15 protein-coding genes and 2 pseudogenes are annotated in these 18,335 nt (G+C 44.0%); 8 read left to right on the top strand and 9 right to left on the bottom strand.

All coding sequences use genetic code 11. The features are described from left to right. The 7 genes and pseudogenes from FC652_RS08720 to FC652_RS08690 form a co-directional block, all read left to right on the top strand. A pseudogene (locus FC652_RS08720) lies at positions 1–427 on the top strand (hypothetical protein); the annotation flags it as partial. Then, the gene (locus tag FC652_RS08715; protein WP_176298263.1) at positions 424–1,488 is read left to right on the top strand and encodes a glycosyltransferase; all 1,065 of its coding nucleotides are present in this window, start codon (positions 424–426) and stop codon (positions 1,486–1,488) included. The pseudogene FC652_RS08720 and the gene FC652_RS08715, both read left to right, overlap by 4 nt. Next, positions 1,485–2,726, top strand: a complete 1,242-nt coding sequence (locus FC652_RS08710) for a phenylacetate--CoA ligase family protein (RefSeq protein ID WP_176298262.1) — start codon at positions 1,485–1,487, stop codon at positions 2,724–2,726. Before FC652_RS08715 ends, FC652_RS08710 begins: the two co-directional genes overlap by 4 nt. 4 nt (positions 2,727–2,730) lie before the next feature. After that, complete coding sequence (locus FC652_RS08705) at positions 2,731–3,789, top strand: glycosyltransferase family 4 protein (protein WP_176298261.1); 1,059 nt, start codon at positions 2,731–2,733, stop codon at positions 3,787–3,789. Beyond that, complete coding sequence (locus FC652_RS08700; protein ID WP_176298260.1) at positions 3,786–4,223, top strand: hypothetical protein; 438 nt, start codon at positions 3,786–3,788, stop codon at positions 4,221–4,223. The genes FC652_RS08705 and FC652_RS08700 overlap by 4 nt, the downstream gene beginning before the upstream one ends. Then, positions 4,220–4,714 (top strand): glycosyltransferase, encoded by a 495-nt coding sequence (locus FC652_RS08695; RefSeq protein ID WP_176298259.1) that lies wholly within the window; start codon positions 4,220–4,222, stop codon positions 4,712–4,714. Before FC652_RS08700 ends, FC652_RS08695 begins: the two co-directional genes overlap by 4 nt. 525 nt (positions 4,715–5,239) lie before the next feature. Next, positions 5,240–5,662 (top strand): annotated as a pseudogene (locus FC652_RS08690) (IS21 family transposase); the annotation flags it as partial. Positions 5,663–6,124: 462 nt separating this feature from the next. Here the strand turns inward: FC652_RS08690 and FC652_RS08685 are convergent. From FC652_RS08685 to malK, 9 genes are all read right to left on the bottom strand, one after another. Then, the gene (locus tag FC652_RS08685) at positions 6,125–7,435 is read right to left on the bottom strand and encodes an O-antigen ligase family protein (protein WP_369597882.1); all 1,311 of its coding nucleotides are present in this window, start codon (positions 7,433–7,435) and stop codon (positions 6,125–6,127) included. Beyond that, positions 7,428–7,799, bottom strand: coding sequence for a VanZ family protein (locus FC652_RS08680; protein WP_217904565.1), 372 nt, complete (start codon positions 7,797–7,799; stop codon positions 7,428–7,430). Before FC652_RS08680 ends, FC652_RS08685 begins: the two co-directional genes overlap by 8 nt. Positions 7,800–7,874: 75 nt before the next feature. After that, a complete protein-coding gene (locus FC652_RS08675) occupies positions 7,875–8,672 on the bottom strand; it encodes a VpsP family polysaccharide biosynthesis protein (RefSeq protein WP_176298257.1) in 798 nt (265 codons plus the stop codon). Next, positions 8,673–10,883: a polysaccharide biosynthesis tyrosine autokinase gene (locus FC652_RS08670; protein WP_176298256.1), complete on the bottom strand. Its 2,211-nt coding sequence runs from the start codon at positions 10,881–10,883 to the stop codon at positions 8,673–8,675. It abuts the gene before it with no gap. Positions 10,884–10,895: 12 nt separating this feature from the next. Continuing rightward, positions 10,896–11,414, bottom strand: coding sequence for an exopolysaccharide export protein VpsN (gene vpsN, locus FC652_RS08665; protein WP_176298255.1), 519 nt, complete (start codon positions 11,412–11,414; stop codon positions 10,896–10,898). A 6-nt stretch (positions 11,415–11,420) separates the two neighbouring features. Further along, entirely contained in the window at positions 11,421–12,605 is a 1,185-nt protein-coding gene (locus tag FC652_RS08660) for an outer membrane beta-barrel protein (RefSeq protein ID WP_176298254.1), read from the bottom strand. Positions 12,606–12,626: 21 nt separating this feature from the next. Then, on the bottom strand, positions 12,627–14,021 hold the full coding sequence (vpsL, locus tag FC652_RS08655) for an exopolysaccharide biosynthesis glycosyltransferase VpsL (RefSeq protein ID WP_176298253.1): 1,395 nt from the start codon (positions 14,019–14,021) through the stop codon (positions 12,627–12,629). Between the two features lie 416 nt (positions 14,022–14,437). Continuing rightward, entirely contained in the window at positions 14,438–15,025 is a 588-nt protein-coding gene (locus FC652_RS08650; protein WP_176298252.1) for a hypothetical protein, read from the bottom strand. Positions 15,026–15,342: 317 nt separating this feature from the next. Beyond that, positions 15,343–16,458, bottom strand: coding sequence for a maltose/maltodextrin ABC transporter ATP-binding protein MalK (gene malK, locus FC652_RS08645; protein ID WP_011082430.1), 1,116 nt, complete (start codon positions 16,456–16,458; stop codon positions 15,343–15,345). Between the two features lie 669 nt (positions 16,459–17,127). Here malK and malE point away from each other — a divergent pair. After that, positions 17,128–18,309, top strand: coding sequence for a maltose/maltodextrin ABC transporter substrate-binding protein MalE (gene malE, locus FC652_RS08640; protein ID WP_176298251.1), 1,182 nt, complete (start codon positions 17,128–17,130; stop codon positions 18,307–18,309). Positions 18,310–18,335 lie beyond the last annotated feature (26 nt).

Below are 18,335 nucleotides of genomic sequence, written 5' to 3'. Positions count from 1 at the left end.
AATAGGTAAAGATTTTACTGCCTCTGGACGTTCGGACATATGGCTCCAAATCCTAGCTGCAGTTGATGGTAACTATTTAGGTGTAGGTTATGGTGGGGTATATTGGGGTGATAATTCGATGGCATTCTTCAATATGGATGATGGTTATGTGACCATAGGACATTCTCATAATGGTTTTATTGATGCAAGACTTGAGTTAGGATATTTAGGAGTGTTGTTATATTTTTTGGCTATTCTTGTTCCTTTGTTCAATTTATTGGTTAATTATAAAGGGCGAGATTCTTCAGCTGAGTCAAAGATAATGATTCTTTTCTTTCTTTCAATATATACACTTTCGGGTTCAAGTTTTATGAGGCCAAATACCTTGCTTTTGTTTATTTTTCTTTATGTTTCATTTAATTCATATAAGAGCTATGAGAAATCATGAAATTGTGTATTGTAATGAACTCTCTTGCTATCGGCGGGTCTGAAAGGAAAATGGTACATGTAGCTAATTTTCTCATAAAGTCTGGGCTGGACGTGACAGTGCTATCGTTAAAGAAGAAAAATGACGATTTTGTTTTATCGCTGCTAGATTCAGGTGTTAAAGTTGACTTTGCAGAAGGAGTGCCAAGTATATTTAGATACTTTATTCTCAACAGGTTTGATTCGTTTTTTTTGTTGAATAGTTATCCTGCGTTGTTTTCTTCGATAATTAGAATTCTTAATTTTAGTTCAGTTATTTGTTATCTTAATAATACATCCGTATTACCTTCTGGTTATTCTTCGTTTAAGTTTGTCCTCCTTAAGTTATCCGCAAGGTTTGTTTCTTCTGTAGTGTACGGTGCTGATTCACAAAGAGTTCATTGGCATAAAAATTATGGTTTTTCATTTGTAAGAAACAAAGTTGTTTACAATGGTGTTGATCTTGATTTTTACGAAAAAACAAAAGCTGATACATCAAGTTGCCTAAAAATAGCTATGGTTGGGCAGCTTCGAAAGGAAAAGAATCACATAGAAGCAATTAATGTTCTTAAAATGCTAGTTGATAATCAAGTCGATGCTAGATTGTCTATTGTTGGAGGTGATAAAGAGGGTAAAGTGAAAGCTTACTTGGAAAGCCTAGTCGATAAAAATAATTTGAATGAGTATGTTCAGTTTCATGGTGAAGTAAGAAATGTAAAAGATATTTTAATCGATTCTAACGTATTCCTTCTCTGCTCTAATTCGGTTGAAACATTCTCAAATGCTGTTTTAGAGGCCATGGCGATCGGATTACCTGTTGTTATATCTGATATTGGGGGAGCTAGAGAAATGGTTGAATCTGGAGCTAGTGGTTTAGTATATGAGCCAGGTAATACTAAAGAGCTTTTTGAAAAGCTAGTAAGTCTGACAAGCACCGATTACCGAAATGAGCTTATATACAATGCAAGAAGAAGGGTTGAAGATAAATTTTCATCGGAAAAAATGATGAATGAATATTTAAAATTGGCAAAGGGGATCCTGTGATATTTCGCGATTTCGGTTGGTTCATTCTTAAAGATAATATTCTAATAAACTTTCTCTACCTAATTGTATACAAAATATTTATACGGAAAGGAATTCTTAAAAGTTTAGAGAACATTGATACGTTTAACTTCAAGAAGCACCCTGCATACAATGACTTTGATTTTGATGGTGAAACAGATAAAGAGTTTGTCGTTAAATTTGCTAAAGAGTTTCGTGAAAACAAAGGAATTGCATTCACTGGGTATACAAGTGGTACATCAAACCGTCCTTTGGTGGTATACAGAAGTCTACTTTCAGTAATGCTAGATGAGTTGAGTCTTCGATCACATTGGTATTCTGTCGGAGTAAAATTTAATCCAAGAATCGCAACTTTACGTGGTGATAACCTTTTCAAGGGTGACCATAAAGGCCCTGTTTTTTGGAAAAAAATGCCATTTAGCTCAAGGCTAATCATGTCTTCCTTTCATTTAAGTAGAGAAAACTCATTGTTGTACTTAAAAGAACTTGAAAGATATAAGCCGGATATCATTCTTGCCTATCCTAGCTCAGTGCTTTTACTTGCTCGTTTTGCTGCAGAAATAAATTGGAAGCCGAACTGGAATTTAATGGGGGTGTTTACAAGTGGTGAATCTTTTTCTGAATCAGCTCAGAAAGTAGTAAGAGCAGTATTCAAAAATACTTATGACCATTATGGACAAGCAGAAAGAGTTTGTCGATTTCAACAGTGTAAGGAAGGTAATTACCATGTAGTCGGATGGTATACAAAGACAGAGCTTCTACAAGATGTTGATGGTTTTAAGCGTATTGTAGGTACGAATTACAGAAATAAAGCTATGCCTTTATACCGATATAATACCGGAGACCTTATTGCAGAAATTGATATATCTGAAGAGCCTTGTTCCTGTGGAAATAAGGATTTTCATGTCGCCAAGATACATGGAAGGCCCACTAGCCAGCTAATTTTAAAGAATGGTGTTTGTATTAGTGCACCTGCATTAAGTTTATTGTTTTATGGAGTTGATAACCTATCAGAAGCACAAGTCGTACAGAAATTAGATAAAAGCATTATAGTTAAATATTCAACGTTAAATGGCTCTCGTGATGTTCAGGTGGAAAAAGAGTTGCTAAGTGTTTTTCAACACCGTTTAGGTAGCGAAATTATGATTAAAATTGAGTTTCTTGATTTAATTCCCAGAAATGCATCAGGAAAGCTAATGCCACTTATTGTGGAAAAATAATTATATGAATGTTTTGGTTGTTTTTCCCGGATTCCGTGTTAATGGCGGTATGACTACAGTAGTAAAATCGTTTGAGCATGAAGCAAAAAAAAATGATATTAATACGTTTTTTCTTGAAACTTACTCTGATAAGTCAAAACTCCTAGCTTTGTTTTACTTCATTTATGCTGTTTTCAAGTCACTTTACTACTTCATTTTTTGTAAAGTCGATTTAGTACATATCCATTCTGCATCTAAAGGAAGCTTTTATCGGAAGTCAATATTTTGCTTACTGTCTGGAATTTTCAAGGTGCCAGTTCTCGTTCATATGCATGGAGGTGGTTTTAAGGAATTTTACGCTAGTGTTAATCGTATAGCTCTAGTTTACATTAATTTTATTTTCAAACGAAAAGTCGATTATTTGGTTGTTTTAACTGAAAGTTGGAAGAAGTGGTTTGATACGAAGTTAGTATTAAAAAATCCTGCGGTTGTACTTAGTAATGCTGTGAATGTAAGCGTTGATTCAAGAAAGTCTAGAACCAATAAGGTTTCTAAATTTGTCTTTGTTGGTAGGGTTGTTGAGGATAAAGGAATATCAGATCTTTTATATGCATTTGCTAAGATAAAAGTATCCAACAATACGATAGTAGAATTTGTTGGAGATGGTGACCTTAATAAATACAAAGAATTAGCGGAGAATTTGGGTTTTACTGATAAAGTTTTATTTTCTGGATGGCTATCGCGTTCAGAAACAATAGAGCGAATTTGTTCTTCTGATGCCTTAATCTTGCCAAGTTATAAAGAGGGGTTGCCGATGGTCATCTTGGAAGCTATGGCATGTAAAACAGCAGTCCTGGCTACAAACGTAGGTGGGATTCCTGATGTAATATATGATGGGGTTAATGGTTTGTTGGTTAATCCTGGTAATATAGATTTGTTGGCTGAGACTATTGATAGGTTGGTAAATCAAGAAGGCTTACACTCTACTCTTGTGGACAATGCCTATCAAGATTATTTAGATAAATATAGTTTGGATGTTGTTTTTATTCAATTGATTTCAATATATAAGAGGATGGCTGTATGATTTTGGCTATTGCATCAGGTGGTGGACACTTTGTCCAATTAAGAAAAATTACAGAGCGACTTGAATTCGATGAGATTACATTTTTTTCAACGATTGAAGAGCCAAGGTTTAAATCGAAACCACCATATAAAAAAATACCAGATTGTAATTTAAAATCATTCATTCCTTTGGTGATTTGTTTTGTTACATTGTTTATAGAAATTGTTAAGTTAAAACCCAAAGTTATCATTTCAACTGGTGCTGCACCTGGCTTTTTAGCATTGTTAATCGGAAGGTGTTTGGGAGCTAAAACTATTTGGATTGATTCGATAGCAAATTCAGAAGAACTCTCTTTGGCTGGGAAAAAAGCAAAGTGGGTCGCAGATCATTGGTATACACAATGGGAACACCTTGCAACTGATAATGGGCCATTTTATATAGGGGCAGTATTGTGATTTTTTGTACCTTAGGTACTCAGTTACCTTTTGACCGTCTCCTAAAAATAGTCGATGACGCAGCCGTGAAGCTACCTGACATAGAGTTTTTTGCTCAAATAGCTGACAGTACCTATGTTCCAAAAAACATACGGTGGGAAAAGGAAATTTCCGAGAGTGAATACCACTCTATTCTAGCTAAGTCAAAATTAATTATTGGTCATGCGGGTATGGGAACTATAATTAGTGCTTTGGATTATGATATTCCTTTAATTATGCTCCCTAGAGAGTTTAAATTAGGGGAGCATAGGAATGATCATCAATTGGCTACCGCAAAGCGCTTTTGTACTTTTAAAGGTATTACAGTTTTGCAGCCTGATGATAATTTGGCTTTTTTAATTAGGTCCACGCTATCGAATAAAGTACAACCGCAGTCCATGAAGGCTAAGGATTCAAAATTAGATGAGTTATGCAGGAATATTAATGATGTAATTAAATCATCTTATCGCTAACTCTATCTCTCGTTAATCTGATTACTCAGCTTTAATTAACACAATCATCCAAGTGATCTAGTTTGGTAACTTTCACGGCGTTATTGGGCTTTGTTGCGTAATTCAATTGAATTTAACCAGGAACTTACGATCTGATCGGCTACACCCATAACTTTATGTAGCCTCATGCCAAGACCTCGTTACCAGGGAAAAATCATGAACATGCCCGTGTTTAAAGTGTTTGTGGCATAGTAAATCCATCATTTTCTTTTTCTAATGGATAACAACGTCACACAACAAACAATTAACCGATGATTGCATATTTCGGAGCATTCCGATCAGTCATTTCGGGATTATCCGATCACCCATTTCGGTTTAAACCGATCACTGATTCCGCGATTATCCGATCACTTTTAGCCTAACTCCGAAATCGGTGATCGGAATAGCGAAAACCCCGATCGGAATGCCCGAAATCCTTCCTTTTTCTCTTTTAAATCAATAGCTCGCTATTCTTTACTTCTTAAACAAGAACGTAAGGAAGCGACCATGGCCAAAAAGAGAACTCCAATGAACAAAATCAAAGAGGTATTACGCCTTAAGTACGACTGCGGTCTCTCCAATCGCAGCATCGCTTCTTGCCTGAAACTCGGCCCGTCCACCATATCGGAACTCCTTACTCGCTTTAAACAAAGCCAACTTGGTTGGCCTCTACCCGAAAGTTGCAGCGATGCTGATCTCACGCAAGCGCTGTATCACGGCAAGAAAGCCAGTCGCGATAAAGTCATGCCAGACTTCACGCAATACGCAGTCGAACTCAGACGTAAAGGCATGACGAAGATGTTGCTCTGGCAGGAATATTATGAGCAATATCAAGAGAAAGCTTACGCTTACACTCAGTTCTGCGAGCACTTCACTCGCTGGTTCAAAACCCAAAAGCGCAGCATGCGCCAGCTTCATGTGGCAGGTGAATAGTTACATGACGACAAGTGTTTTTGCTCTGTGTTGCCGTTGCGCTGACCTGTTCATGTTGGGTTGCTCGTTGTGAGTGAACTTCCAAACGCAGCACACGGCGTGTGCGGATGAATGGATTCCCGCGTGTGCGGGAATGATGGCTGGTGTTGTAGCTTGGTTTGTTATTGCATCGACGTTGCTAGGTTGCTCTAGTTTTTGCCGGTATTCAGTATCCTCTAGGACCCTAAAACCCTAGAAACCTAGTCCCTTTCCAAACGCGACATACGGTGGGCGCGGATGAATGGATTCCCGCATTCGCGGGAATGACGACAGGGGTGTGGCTCGGCTTGTTATTGCATCGACGTTGCTAGGTCGCTCTAGTTTTTGCCCGTATTCCGTATCCTCAAGGACCCTAGGACCTATGAACCTAAAACCTATTCCCTTTCCAAACGCGACATAGGGCGTGTGCGTATTAATGGATTACTGAGCGCGCTCTGAGTGCCTTGCCGATGCCAAACTCTGGCTTAGTAAACCAATCAGCAAACACAAAATAAAGTAAATCGTCGTGGCAGGGGCTTGCAGTGGAAAATCGACACTGATGTGAATCAACATGCCGATCACCACCATCAACGAAGCAAGCCCTAAACCGCGTAACGTTTTATCTCGCCGCTGTTGAAAAGCGCGAAACGCGCGGTAGCCACAAAACAGCACCATAAGCCCCATCAGCGCCGTCACCGGCGCACCATACTCGAACAAAAACTGCAGGTAGTCATTGTGCGCATGATCATAAAACAGCGTCACTTGGCTTTGGTTAAACTGCGGATAGGCAGAATAAAAACTGCCTGCACCATAGCCCGTCAGTGGCTCTTGCAGCACCGCTTGCCAAGTATCCAACACCACTTCATCACGCGATTCATGGGTTAAACTCGTCTCCACCAAACGCTGTTTCAGTTTCTCTAGGCCAAACCACTGGCTAATCACCAACGCATCAATCACAAACAAACTGATGATCAGAATGTACAAGCTTTTCGGCTTGTTTTTGTAAAACAAAAGCAGCAGCAAGCTGCCAACCGTCAAAGCGGTGAAAAACGCCGTGTTGCCCATGCGGGAACGGGTCAGCACCAGCGCAATCACCATAATGATCAGTGCAAGGCGCAGCAGCGCTTTGCTGGAGAGCAGCATCGCCAGTATTTCCTTCAATTGTCGAGAAAACGAGCTGCTTGAGTTTTCTTTGAGTTGCGCCACCAAAAGGCCAAAGCCGAGGCATAAACACATCATCAAAAAGTTAGCCAAGTGATTTTGGTACACAAAGCTGCCCGATGCGCGATCCGATAACGGATACTGCCACACAGGAGAAACACTGAGGTCGAGTAGGGTAATCACACTGGCATAAAAGGCTTGGAACAGGCCGCTGGCAATCATACACACCGCCAGCAGAGTCAACTTGCGTGGCGTGTTAATCAGCACCGCCGCTAGCAAACCAATCTGCCAATAGTGCAGCGATTTCAGCGCCGCGATAAACGCTTGATGGCGATCTTGGCTCAGTGGCAATGACTCAAGGCTCTGCACATAAGACCAAACACTCATCAGCGCCAAGCCGAGCAGCAACCATTTCGCCCGTTTTATCCCTTCAATCCACTGCGGGGACGGAATCCACACCACCGCGGTCGCCAGCAGCAGCGCAACCGCCATCTCATTCAGTGACCAAGCCCAAAGGCGATTACTGCCCAGTGGAATGGGGAGCCAAAAAACAAACAGCAAAAAGCAGGGCAAGATCAAGGGTCTAATCACGTTTGTTTGACCTCATGCAGAAAAGGGTTGCATCCTGGCCTTTCAGCCAATACAGGGCCGGCACACCAAGCAACGCAGAGGTCAACACCCCCAGCGAGCTGGCCAGAAGATCCCACCAAGAAAAATGACGCGTGGTAAAAAATCGTTGGTTGAACTCCTCTGCGCCGCACACCAGTAGCAAAAAGCCACTTGCGAGCAACACACTTCGTTTCAGCGTAAAGCCACCAGAGAGCGCCACTAAAAGCGAAATATTGAGCGCAAACGCCAAGGCAAAGTGCAAGTAGAGATCGCTCCCCAACCAGTGGTCCAATTGCAGCGCTAAACCGGCGTGGTATTGCCAGGTTTTGCTCAAAGATAACAGCAAGCGCGCTCAGTGCAAAAAAGCAAAACAGCAGCAGTGCGAGCGGGCGAACCTTGCGTAATCGAGCCCAAACCGACCTCATAGTGTCACTTTTCGGCAGGCGCGGATCGGCGTTTGCGGCGTGTCACTAATGCGGTTGGCCAGCACGCAAGCTAGGCTAAGCTTCTCGAGTGCTTCTGCATGGCGCGCAAAGCGTTGAGCCACTTGCGGATGACGTAACGCACGTTCCATGTGGTGCATCGAGAGGGTGCGCATCTCTCTATCAAGTTGATTCCAGCGCTCTAGACCGATGCTGGCAATCGTCAAGTTCAATTCCCCCATATAGGGGCCAAAGCGGTCCGCGTTGTGCATATAATCGAGCAGTGCATTACCGTTGAGTTGATGTTCAACTTGCGCCAGATCAGCCCAAGTCAGTGCCCATTCCGGCCGTAATGCTGCTCCTTTGAGATAAGCTTGCTTCGCTTGTTGCAACGAGCGCTGCGCCGATTGGTGCGGAGTCAGCGCGATGGGCGTTAACCGTTGCTGCTGCTCAGTGAGTTGAACATACGCTAACCACTGCTGGCTTTTGCCAAGCAAATTGTAGTAATGCGGGTGGCGCGGGTCATAGTCAATCGCACTGTTGAGCCAAACGGAGACTCTTTCCACATCGCCTTCGCTGACGTTCTGCGGCGCTTGATTCCACAGCGCCATTTGTCGTTCACTGGCGAGTATATAGAGTGAGGCAATGGCAAAATGGTAAGCCCAGTAACCAATCCAAAGGCAAGTGACAAGGGCGAAGGCTTTCACCAGCTTGCCAGTGAGCGCAGAGGTTTGGGCAGTAGGCACAGTGCCTTGCTGCACTGCGCTGTTTTTCTTGCTGGTGTAAGAAGGTTTCATCTATGCTTGCCCTATACCATAATAACCTTGGTAATTGCCATAGTGACCATAACGGCTCGCTTGCTTGGTATCGAGTTTGTTTAGTATCACCCCATCCATGCGTGTACCTTGCTGGGCGAAGCGCATCACTACTTCTTTCACTTCACTCACACGGGTGCGATCTGAGTTAATCACGATGATGGTCGAATCAGCCTGTTGTGCCAACACATAGCTGTCACTCACTGGCAAGCAGGGTGGTGAGTCAATTACAATTCGGTCGTAACGTTCTTTCAGCTCATCCAGCAGTGTCACAAACGCGCTGGAAGAGATCAGCTCGAGCGGGTTACTGGTGAGTACCCCGGCACTCAGCACATCCAATGAAAGCGCTTCGTCGTGGTAGAGGCACTCCTCAAGCGGGTGCGTTCCAGTCAGGACGTTGGTTAATCCCGGTTGTGCGCTGTTTAAACCAAAGCGGCTACCTAAAGAGGGCTTTCTCAAGTCCGCATCAATCAGCAGTGTTCGCTCCATTTGTGCCATCGACAGGGCGAAGTTAATGCTGGCAGTGGTTTTCCCCTCCTCTGGTATTGCTGAGGTAAGCATCACCACTTTACTTGGCTTATTGGTGTTCGCCAACAAGTACGCGGTGCGAATCGAGCGTACCGATTCCTTCAACTGGCGATGCTTGGCATCAAAATAGTCATTCGCTCTCAGCGGTTTGCGCAGTTTTAGTTTTGGCACTGTACCCAATAACGCTAATGAGAGTTCTCTATCAATCTGCTTGACATCACGAAAGGTGTCTTTGAGTGAATCGGCCACCAGAGCCAACACGCACCCCAAGCCAAACGAGGCGACAAAAGCAAGCAACACCACCAATTTTCGGTTGGGTTTGCTTGGCTGTAGTGGTGGCTTGGCGAAATCGGTAAAGCGTGCCACGGTGGCGTTAAAGTCACTAGAAGCACTGGTTTCTTTTTGTCGGTTTAAAAATAGATCAAACAGATCTCGGTTAGTTTGCACTTCACGCTGTAACTCAGAGAACTTAGCGTTTTGGATACTCAGTGTTTGGAACTCGACTTTGCGCTTGTCCATTTCGGCTTGCAGTGTGCGCTCTGACTGCCGTGCCGCTTGCAGCTCGCTATTGATCCCTTTGACCAACTGGCGAATTTCGTTATTGAGGTTACGCTTCACTGACTCCAGCTCAGCGGTGGCCGCTTTAAGCTTAGGGTGCTTGGGGCCATAGCGTTTAGAGAGCTCAGAGACTTTTCGCTCCGCTTGAACCTCCGCCAGCTTGACATCTTGAATGGTTGGGTGGCTGGAGATTTCTGGAATCGAGGCAATCACACTCACATCTGGGCCTTTTTTGCTCTGATTTTGCGTAATGTTGAATAGGGTCTCTGCGGCAACGCGGCGATCGCGTGCTTTGTTGAGTTGGGTCGAAAGCTCAGCAAGTTCTTTAGAGGCGAGCCCAGAAACCCCTTGAACATCCACCAACCCTTCTGATTGTAGGAACTGCTGCAAATTGGCTTCAGAAGCGCGCATTTTCTCTCGTAACTCTTCCATACGCACGTTTAACCAGCTGTTGGCTTCCTGCGCCACTTGCAGCTTGGCTTCGATGTTTTCTTCAATAAACACCTTGCCGACTTCATTGGCAATTAACGCCGCTAGTTTAGGGTCTTTACTGGTGTAGAAGATATGCACTAATTGAGTTTTACGAACGGGTGAAATAGAGAGGTTTGCCTTAAACGCAGATAGCACTTTTTGGCGAGCGCGATACACCTGCTCTTCGCTACTTAGTGGAACAGTCGGTGCTTTAAGCGCTTCAAGCAGAGGAAACGTCTGTTGCAGCCAAGCTTTGACCGAAGCAGGGCTAAAGCCCGCTTCGTCTTCTTCAGGGTTAAACTCAGGGTGGTCAACCAAGGCTAATCGCTCAATCACTCGCTCGGCAATGCGATCCGATTTGAGTATTTCAAACTGGGTTAAAAAATACTCTTGGCTTTTGGTATCAATACCATAGACCTCTTCAATGGATACAGCGCGTGCTTGGCTCGCTTCAATCATTAGCGTGGCGCGGGCGGTGTATTGCGGCGCGATGTTAAGTACAACCAATATCGCCAGTAAAGTGGCCATGAAGGTAAAGCCGAGAATACGCCATTTGAACGACATCAAGCCATGCCAAATCTGACGCAGATCGACAATCTGTTCCGCTGGGCGAGGTTGTGAAAGGGGATGGTCCATTACTGCTACTACCTAGAAAAAACTTTGTTCGATGGTGAGTATGTCACCGGGTTGAATTTTGTCTAAAAGTGCCACCTTAACAGGCCGAGCACTGGGGTTATCGCTCGGTACAATAAAGATATTGGTTTTTGAAGCGCGTTCGGTAAAGCCACCCGCGATGGTGATAGCTTTGTTCACGGTCAAACCTGGTGTGTAAGGATAACCACCGGCTTTCTTCACTTCCCCATTGACAAAAAACGGACGATATTCGACCACACTGACAAACACGTTCGGATTCACCAAATAGCCATCGAGCAAGCCATTGTGAATAGCGGTTTTGACCTGTTCAATACTTTTGCCTTTCAGCGCGATGCGGCCCAAAAACGGATAGTCAATCGAACCGCTATCACTGATACGAGTTTCTAACGACAGCTCGGGCTCATCATAAACTTGGATGCGGATCAAATCGCCAACGCCCAACTTATAGTGACTATCGTTGGCTAGCGTCTGTAATGAAAACAATGCCAAACAGAAAAGCAAAAAATACTTCATAACGAACTACATCACCCCTTCAAGTGAAACAAAATAAATGGTTTGATCATAACCGACGTTACTTACGTTAGAGTCTTTCGATTCCAACCCTATGCCAGCTTTGACGCTCAACCAGCGCATGAGGTCGTAATTAACAGATGCATCAAAGTTGTTGGTGTCATCAGTACGAGATGAACCATCGTATTGCTCGTCAAGCAAACGGTAGCCCAAACTTGTGTTCACACGCTCATTCCATTGATGCAGCCATTTCACTGAGTATGTTTTTGTATCGATAGCGTTTCCGTAACCATCGGGGTCGGTTGCACGTCGGTTGGTTGCCAGCGTTAAAGCTGAATAGGTGCGTATCATATAGGTGAGGTCAGCATCCCAAGAAAATGATTTAAACTCTGACTTATCATCGGCATCAAACTCTTTACGTTGCAGACCAAACTTGATGTTGCCTTGCAGTGCACCTGTCGCATCCCATCCAGCACCAACATAAGTAAAATAGTGTTTGCTGTCTTTTGTGCTGGCTCCAATAGCGGTTTCATCATAGCTTTTATCGTTAGCGATAATTTGAAACAGCAGGGCTGTTTTGGGCAGTGCTTTATAATAGAAAATCGTGTTAAATCGTCTTTCTTGCCAATCTTGGAAGCGGGTAATGCTGCGGTTGTTGTCGTAGGTTTGATCACCCCAACCTAAACTGGTTTCGATACGGCCGATGGCATCCGACCGGCCGAACGTATATTTGAAATTGAGATTGTTAGTGGTGTACTCGTCGTGTGGCATATTGAGTGTGGTATCGTTATCACCTCGCGAATCGTGAGTCAGCGCCAAGGCATAATCTAGGTTAAACTGGTGTCGGTCGTTGAGTTCCCACTTGCTGTTAAGATCAAAAAAATGGTCGGTAAAGTTATCTTGTGAAGAACTGAAATAGTCGCCGCGAGCAATACGATAGCCAAAAGTATGTTGTTGCGTTCCTGGCGCAAGCGAAATCACTACACCGGGTTCTATCACGCTGTACGATGAACTCTCTGTATTGTCGGCTGTTTTAGCGAGGTTGTCGTTGTGACCAAGAGAGACATTCACATAAGGTGCAATCGATATGCCTGATTCGGTTTCATACGGCACAGCTGTTGGTCCAGCCAAAGAATGGCTGGACATAGCGACGAATACACTGGTTGAGAGCAACTTGAGTTTAAAACAGTTCATGACATTATCCTTTTAAGAACTCTAGTACGCGTTCTGGCCAGTGAAGCCGGTAAACACGGTTCTGAAGACAATTTTTAAATCAAACCAAACTGACCAATGCTGAATATAGTCGAGGTCATATTGAATACGTTTTTCCATTTTTTCTAACGTGTCTGTTTCACCACGCCAGCCGTTTATTTGCGCCCAACCGGTGATGCCGGGTTTGACTTTGTGTCTCAGCATGTAGCGGTTGATCAAACTACGATACTCTTCATTATGTGCAACGGCGTGTGGTCGTGGGCCTACAATGGACATACGTCCTTGTAGTACATTAAAAAACTGTGGTAATTCATCGAGTGAGGTACGGCGGATAAACGCGCCAAAGCGAGTGATACGCGGATCGCCTTGTGTTGCTTGCACCACTTTGCTGCCGTTTTCCATCACCTTCATGCTGCGAAACTTCCACACTTTGATTGGTTTGCCATCCAATCCATAGCGGATCTGTTTGAAAATGACAGGTCCAGGGGAGGAGAGTTTGACCCCGATAGAAACCGCGAGTAACACTGGGCTAATCAAGATCAAAATCAGCGAGCTCAGTATCAAATCTTCCATCCGTTTCAACCAAGTTGAAACACCGTTAAAGGGCGTATCGAAGATGCTAAACGCGTTGACCTGCCCGATGGTGTACCAACGGGAGTGAAGCAAGTTGAAAGTAAAAAAGTCTGGAACCAGGTATGTATTAACAGTACTGTCGGAGAACGCTTCAAGAATATCGCAGATTCGCTTTTGTGCTTGCATCGGTAGGGTGATGTAGACGTTTTGTACATCACCTTGCTTTGCCAGCGCCAGTGCTTCGTTAACATTGCCAAGCAGCGGAACACCTTCGATTAAGCGTTCTGATGTGCGGTCATCATAAAAACCCATCAGTTTTATTCCAAGCTCAGGATGGTTACGTAAGTTATTAGCTAACTCTATTCCTTGTGGTGTCACGCCTACAATCACCGCTTGCTTGATGTGAAGTCCCTTTTTATGCAAGTAATAGACAAAGGAAAACGCCACGCCACGCCAGAGGATTAAGGCGATAACGGTGAATACGCTCCAAAAACCGATCACTAGACGCGAGTAGTTTTCTCCAGTCTTGCTGAAATAGGTCAGTAGGGTAAGTGAGCACAGTGTTAATCCCCAGCAGAGCAAGGTATTGAGACTGAGTCTTCTTAATTTTGATGTGCGCCAGTCACTATAGATATCGAGGCTTTCAGCAAAGAATGAATAAATGATGACCGCGAGAAAACCAGCAGAAAGATAGCCAAAAGTGGTGATCTGGTTTTGGTATTTGAGTGCTAATAGTAGCGTGAAGACAATAACCAAACAGTCAATAAAACGATAAAAAATCTTTCCTTGGTATTGCGTTAGCCGTATGGTGTTTTGATTGTTCATATCCGAGACATCCCTGCCATTAACGTTGTTTATCCTCCCCCCCTTTATTTAGCAGCCAAGTAAAGTGCTTCTTTTATCGACTAATAATTAGGATTTATATTTATATTTTTTATTGTTTGTTGCCTTTTATTTGCTTACTACAATGATGAACCCATTGGAAAATGCGTGGTATCAAACCAATGATATTGATTGTACTCGTTGATCTTCCCTGTACTTTTTACGTATCAACAGAGTTTTAACTCAAAAAAACGCTCAGTGATTGTTTGCAAACTGTGTATTGGTAACTCACTTCTTTTTGAGAATTCCTATTTCAAGTGATCTGTCGCGTTTCCCCTTGTACCTATCTCAAAACGACAGCTACGCTTAACTGGCTGTTTCATTGCCAGATCTGTTAGATGAACCCAATAATGTTACGTTTAGTTAGGGGAGGCTGTTCCGCCGCCACCGCCACCACTACCTGCACCAAGTGCAGCATTAGAACCTGGTGCAGTTGTCACTGTCAGGGTTGTCGGTTGAGGTGCGTTGGTGATACCTGCAGCGGTTGGTTCAGATATGGTCGCTGGATCCGCACCACCTTGGATTGCAGCTACAAGGATATCCGTTGGAGCCATTAGTCCCGTCTGACCCAAAGCATTGACTATGCTCTGTTGTATATCTGTGGGGCTCACTTGGATTATTGCTGCAACTAGATCTGCTCTCTTCGTTTCCGGCACGGCTTTAAAGGCAGCTGTGGCGACTTGTGTAATCATGTCCTCTGGTACCACCGCAATAATTGCTTTAACCAACTCATTTGTAATTTCTGGTTTTTGCTCAATGGCTTGGCTAATGATGCTTTCTGCAAGTTCGGGGCAACTCTGTGCAAGAGCGACCGCCACGGTAGTTAAGTTGTCGCCAGCTTGTGATAATTGTTCCTTAGCTGATCCTGCACTGCCACAGCTTTCTGCAGCGGATACTCCGAGAGGAAGCAAAACACCAAGAAGAGAGAGAAGGAGGATTTTTTTCATGATAGATAGCCTGTTGCACGGTTACTAGTTGCAAATAATAAGTTGTTATTATGTTCATGAATATGACACTTTTTATTTACTAACCATAATTCTCACTTGGGAGACAGGTTTCATACTAGTTGTTGCTCTCATAACGTTGGATCGCATAATTGTGAAAGAGTTACGACTTCGCAGATTTGAGTGTTGTCATTGCGGCTAGCGTATCTCTGTCGCCCATAGGTCGATTTGTTTTTAAAGTTCCGCTTTCAGTACAATCACACCATGATCAAAAAAGGCTCTTTTAAAAGAGCCTTAATTCGATTGAAGGTTTATAGATTTTAACGCTCTACGCCTTTTTCATTAAATAGGCGCTTACACGCACGGCCATCGCTGTGGAATAGGTGGCAGCGATGAGCTGGGATACCAATTTCTAAGCGATCGCCAGAATCCACGTCCAACGTATCTGGTTGGCGGTAGATCACATCCGCATCGGCACTCTCTAGGTTGAGGTAGACTTGCGTTTCATTACCCAGCTTCTCGACGATCATCACTTCACCATCGATCACCGCGTCTCCTTGTGCAGAGGAGACTAGGTGCTCAGGACGTACTCCTAGAGACATGCGATCACCTTTGTTGACGGTTGTTCCATCCACTGGGACCCAGAAAGTCACGCCATTTGATAGCTTAACTTGAACTCGCTCGCTCTCTACATCCACGATTTGCACACTCATAAAGTTCATTTTTGGCGAACCAATGAAGCCAGCAACAAAGCGATTTTCAGGGTAATGGTACAGCTCTAGGGGTTTACCAACTTGAGAGACAAAACCGCCATCAAGTACCACGATTTTGTCAGCCATAGTCATTGCTTCGACTTGGTCGTGCGTAACGTAAATCATGGTACAGCCAAGTTGGCGTTGCAGTTTGGTAATCTGGGCTCGCATCTGAACGCGCAGGGCTGCGTCTAGGTTAGACAACGGCTCGTCGAGTAAGAACACTTTTGGTTGTGAAACAAGGGTACGACCAATCGCCACGCGTTGACGCTGACCACCCGAAAGGGCTTTTGGTAGACGCTCGAGTAGGTGACCAAGCTGCAGGATTTCAGCGGCTTGCTCTACGCGTTTGTCGATCTCTTTTTTGTCTGCTTTCGCTAACTTAAGGCCGAATGACATGTTGTCATAGAGATTTAGATGCGGATAAAGTGCATAGGATTGGAAAACCATGCCCACGCCACGTTTCGATGGCTCTACATCATTCATACGCTCTTCACCGATATACAGATCGCCAGAGGTGATGTCTTCTAACCCTGCAATACAACGAAGCAATGTCGATTTACCACAACCCGATGGACCGACAAATACTACGAATTCGCCTTCGTTGATCTCAAGATCAACGTTTTTAGAAATCAATACGTCGCCATACGCTTTACAAACATTTTTTAACGTGACACTCGCCATTTAGCTCGTCCTCGATCAATTTTTTTATAATTCACTGCCCATCATTATATGAATTATGGAGCCGGACAGTAACAGTAGGAATCGGTAAGTTAAGCAACAGTAAGAAAACAGGGCGGCACTTTAAAAATGGAGTTCCTAAATTAAAGTGCCACCCACCATAGCCAAGTACGAGTTTTCTCCCCCACATTCATCAAGATGTCTCCCCCGTGAATAACAAACTACCACTAACATCTTAACTAATGACATTCCACTCGTATGGCAATGAAAACCAGCAAAAACAGTGACCAAGTTGGTCTGCTGGGAAAGGGTTCTTACCATCCACTCTTGGATGGGTGCAGTTTCTTCGATATAGCACTCGCCTACATCCTCCTACGCTAATTAATTGTAGGGGGAGTAGAAAAGGAGGAGGGGGTTCTACGCCTCTTCCCCCAGAGTGGGCAAATATCACAATAATCGCGTCAGTAAATGTGAATTCGATCGCATCGAGTGCCGTTTTTGTGATTTTGCTCTCTTACCTCTAACGATGTAGATCACGAAAATACGCCATAATATCTGGGGCGTAGAGGATAGGAGGATGAGACAGAGCAGGTTTTTTCAGATGATATACGTCGAAATACGGCTCATCCTCTGTGGAGTAGCCCTACATCAAAATATAAAAAGGATACGAACATGAAAAATGCTCTAAGCGCTGTCGCACTAGGTACTCTTGTTGCACTGGGTTCTTTCGGTGCACACGCTGCCATTGAAGAAGGACAACTGACTATCTGGATCAACGGTGACAAAGGTTACAATGGTCTAGCAGAAGTAGGCAAAAAGTTTGAAGCAGACACAGGCATTAAAGTGACGGTGGCTCACCCAGATGCGCTGCAAGATAAATTCCCACAAACGGCAGCAACGGGTGACGGTCCTGATATCGTATTCTGGGCGCACGACCGTTTTGGTGGTTACGCAGAAGCGGGTCTGTTGGCTGAAATCAAACCTTCTAAACAAATTCAAGAAGGCATTGTGGATTTTGCATGGGACGCAGTGAAGTACGATGGCAAGATCATCGGCTACCCAATCGCGGTTGAGTCTCTATCTCTTATCTACAACAAAGATATCGTTCCAAACCCACCGAAGAGCTGGGAAGAAGTGGAAGCGTTAAACGCGAAACTGAAGAAAGAAGGCAAATCTGCCATCATGTGGAACCTAAAAGAACCGTACTTCACGTGGCCACTAATGGCGGCTGATGGTGGTTACGCGTTCAAATACACTTCTGAAGGTTACGACGTTAAAGACGCAGGCATCGCGAAAGATGGCGTGAAAGACGCAATGAACTTCGTTAAATCGCTGGTTGAGAAAGGTATCATCTCTCCAGACATGGACTACTCAGTATCTGAATCTGCATTTAACCAAGGTAAGACGGCGATGACCATCAACGGTCCTTGGGCGTGGGGCAACATTGAGAAGTCTGGTATCAACTACGGCGTGACTACACTGCCTAAGTTCAATGGTCAATCTTCTAAGCCTTTCGTTGGCGTTCTTACTGCGGGCATCTCAACGGCATCACCAAACAAAGACCTTGCGGTAGAGTTCATTGAGAACTACCTACTGACAAATGATGGCCTACGTCTGGTGAACAACGATAAGCCGCTAGGCGCTGTTGCACTGAACTCGTTCCAACGTGAGCTTGATGCAGATGCTCGTATTGCGGCGACGATGGACAACGCAATGAACGGTGAAATCATGCCAAATATCCCACAAATGAATGCATTCTGGGGTGCGGCGAAAAACGCGATCGTTAACGTAGTGGATGGTCGTCAAACTGTGGATGCTGCTCTGGCTGACGCAGAAAAACAAATGACAAAATAATGTAACTTTTTAAGGAGGGGGTAACT

Source organism: Vibrio sp. 05-20-BW147, from assembly GCF_013369385.1.
Lineage (GTDB): Bacteria > Pseudomonadota > Gammaproteobacteria > Enterobacterales > Vibrionaceae > Vibrio > Vibrio floridensis.
This window is presented reverse-complemented; position numbering and strand designations above follow the sequence as displayed.

Bases quoted from the DNA above. Each gene is read 5' to 3' on its own strand.
- FC652_RS08675 (WP_176298257.1), bottom strand. From the start codon at position 8,672: ATGAAACCTTCTTACACCAGCAAGAAAAACAGCGCAGTGCAGCAAGGC.
- malK (WP_011082430.1), bottom strand. From the start codon at position 16,458: ATGGCGAGTGTCACGTTAAAAAATGTTTGTAAAGCGTATGGCGACGTA.
- FC652_RS08670 (WP_176298256.1), bottom strand. From the start codon at position 10,883: ATGGACCATCCCCTTTCACAACCTCGCCCAGCGGAACAGATTGTCGAT.
- FC652_RS08715 (WP_176298263.1), top strand. From the start codon at position 424: ATGAAATTGTGTATTGTAATGAACTCTCTTGCTATCGGCGGGTCTGAA.
- FC652_RS08650 (WP_176298252.1), bottom strand. From the start codon at position 15,025: ATGAAAAAAATCCTCCTTCTCTCTCTTCTTGGTGTTTTGCTTCCTCTC.
- vpsN (WP_176298255.1), bottom strand. From the start codon at position 11,414: ATGAAGTATTTTTTGCTTTTCTGTTTGGCATTGTTTTCATTACAGACG.
- FC652_RS08705 (WP_176298261.1), top strand. From the start codon at position 2,731: ATGAATGTTTTGGTTGTTTTTCCCGGATTCCGTGTTAATGGCGGTATG.
- FC652_RS08700 (WP_176298260.1), top strand. From the start codon at position 3,786: ATGATTTTGGCTATTGCATCAGGTGGTGGACACTTTGTCCAATTAAGA.
- FC652_RS08660 (WP_176298254.1), bottom strand. From the start codon at position 12,605: ATGAACTGTTTTAAACTCAAGTTGCTCTCAACCAGTGTATTCGTCGCT.
- malE (WP_176298251.1), top strand. From the start codon at position 17,128: ATGAAAAATGCTCTAAGCGCTGTCGCACTAGGTACTCTTGTTGCACTG.
- vpsL (WP_176298253.1), bottom strand. From the start codon at position 14,021: ATGAACAATCAAAACACCATACGGCTAACGCAATACCAAGGAAAGATT.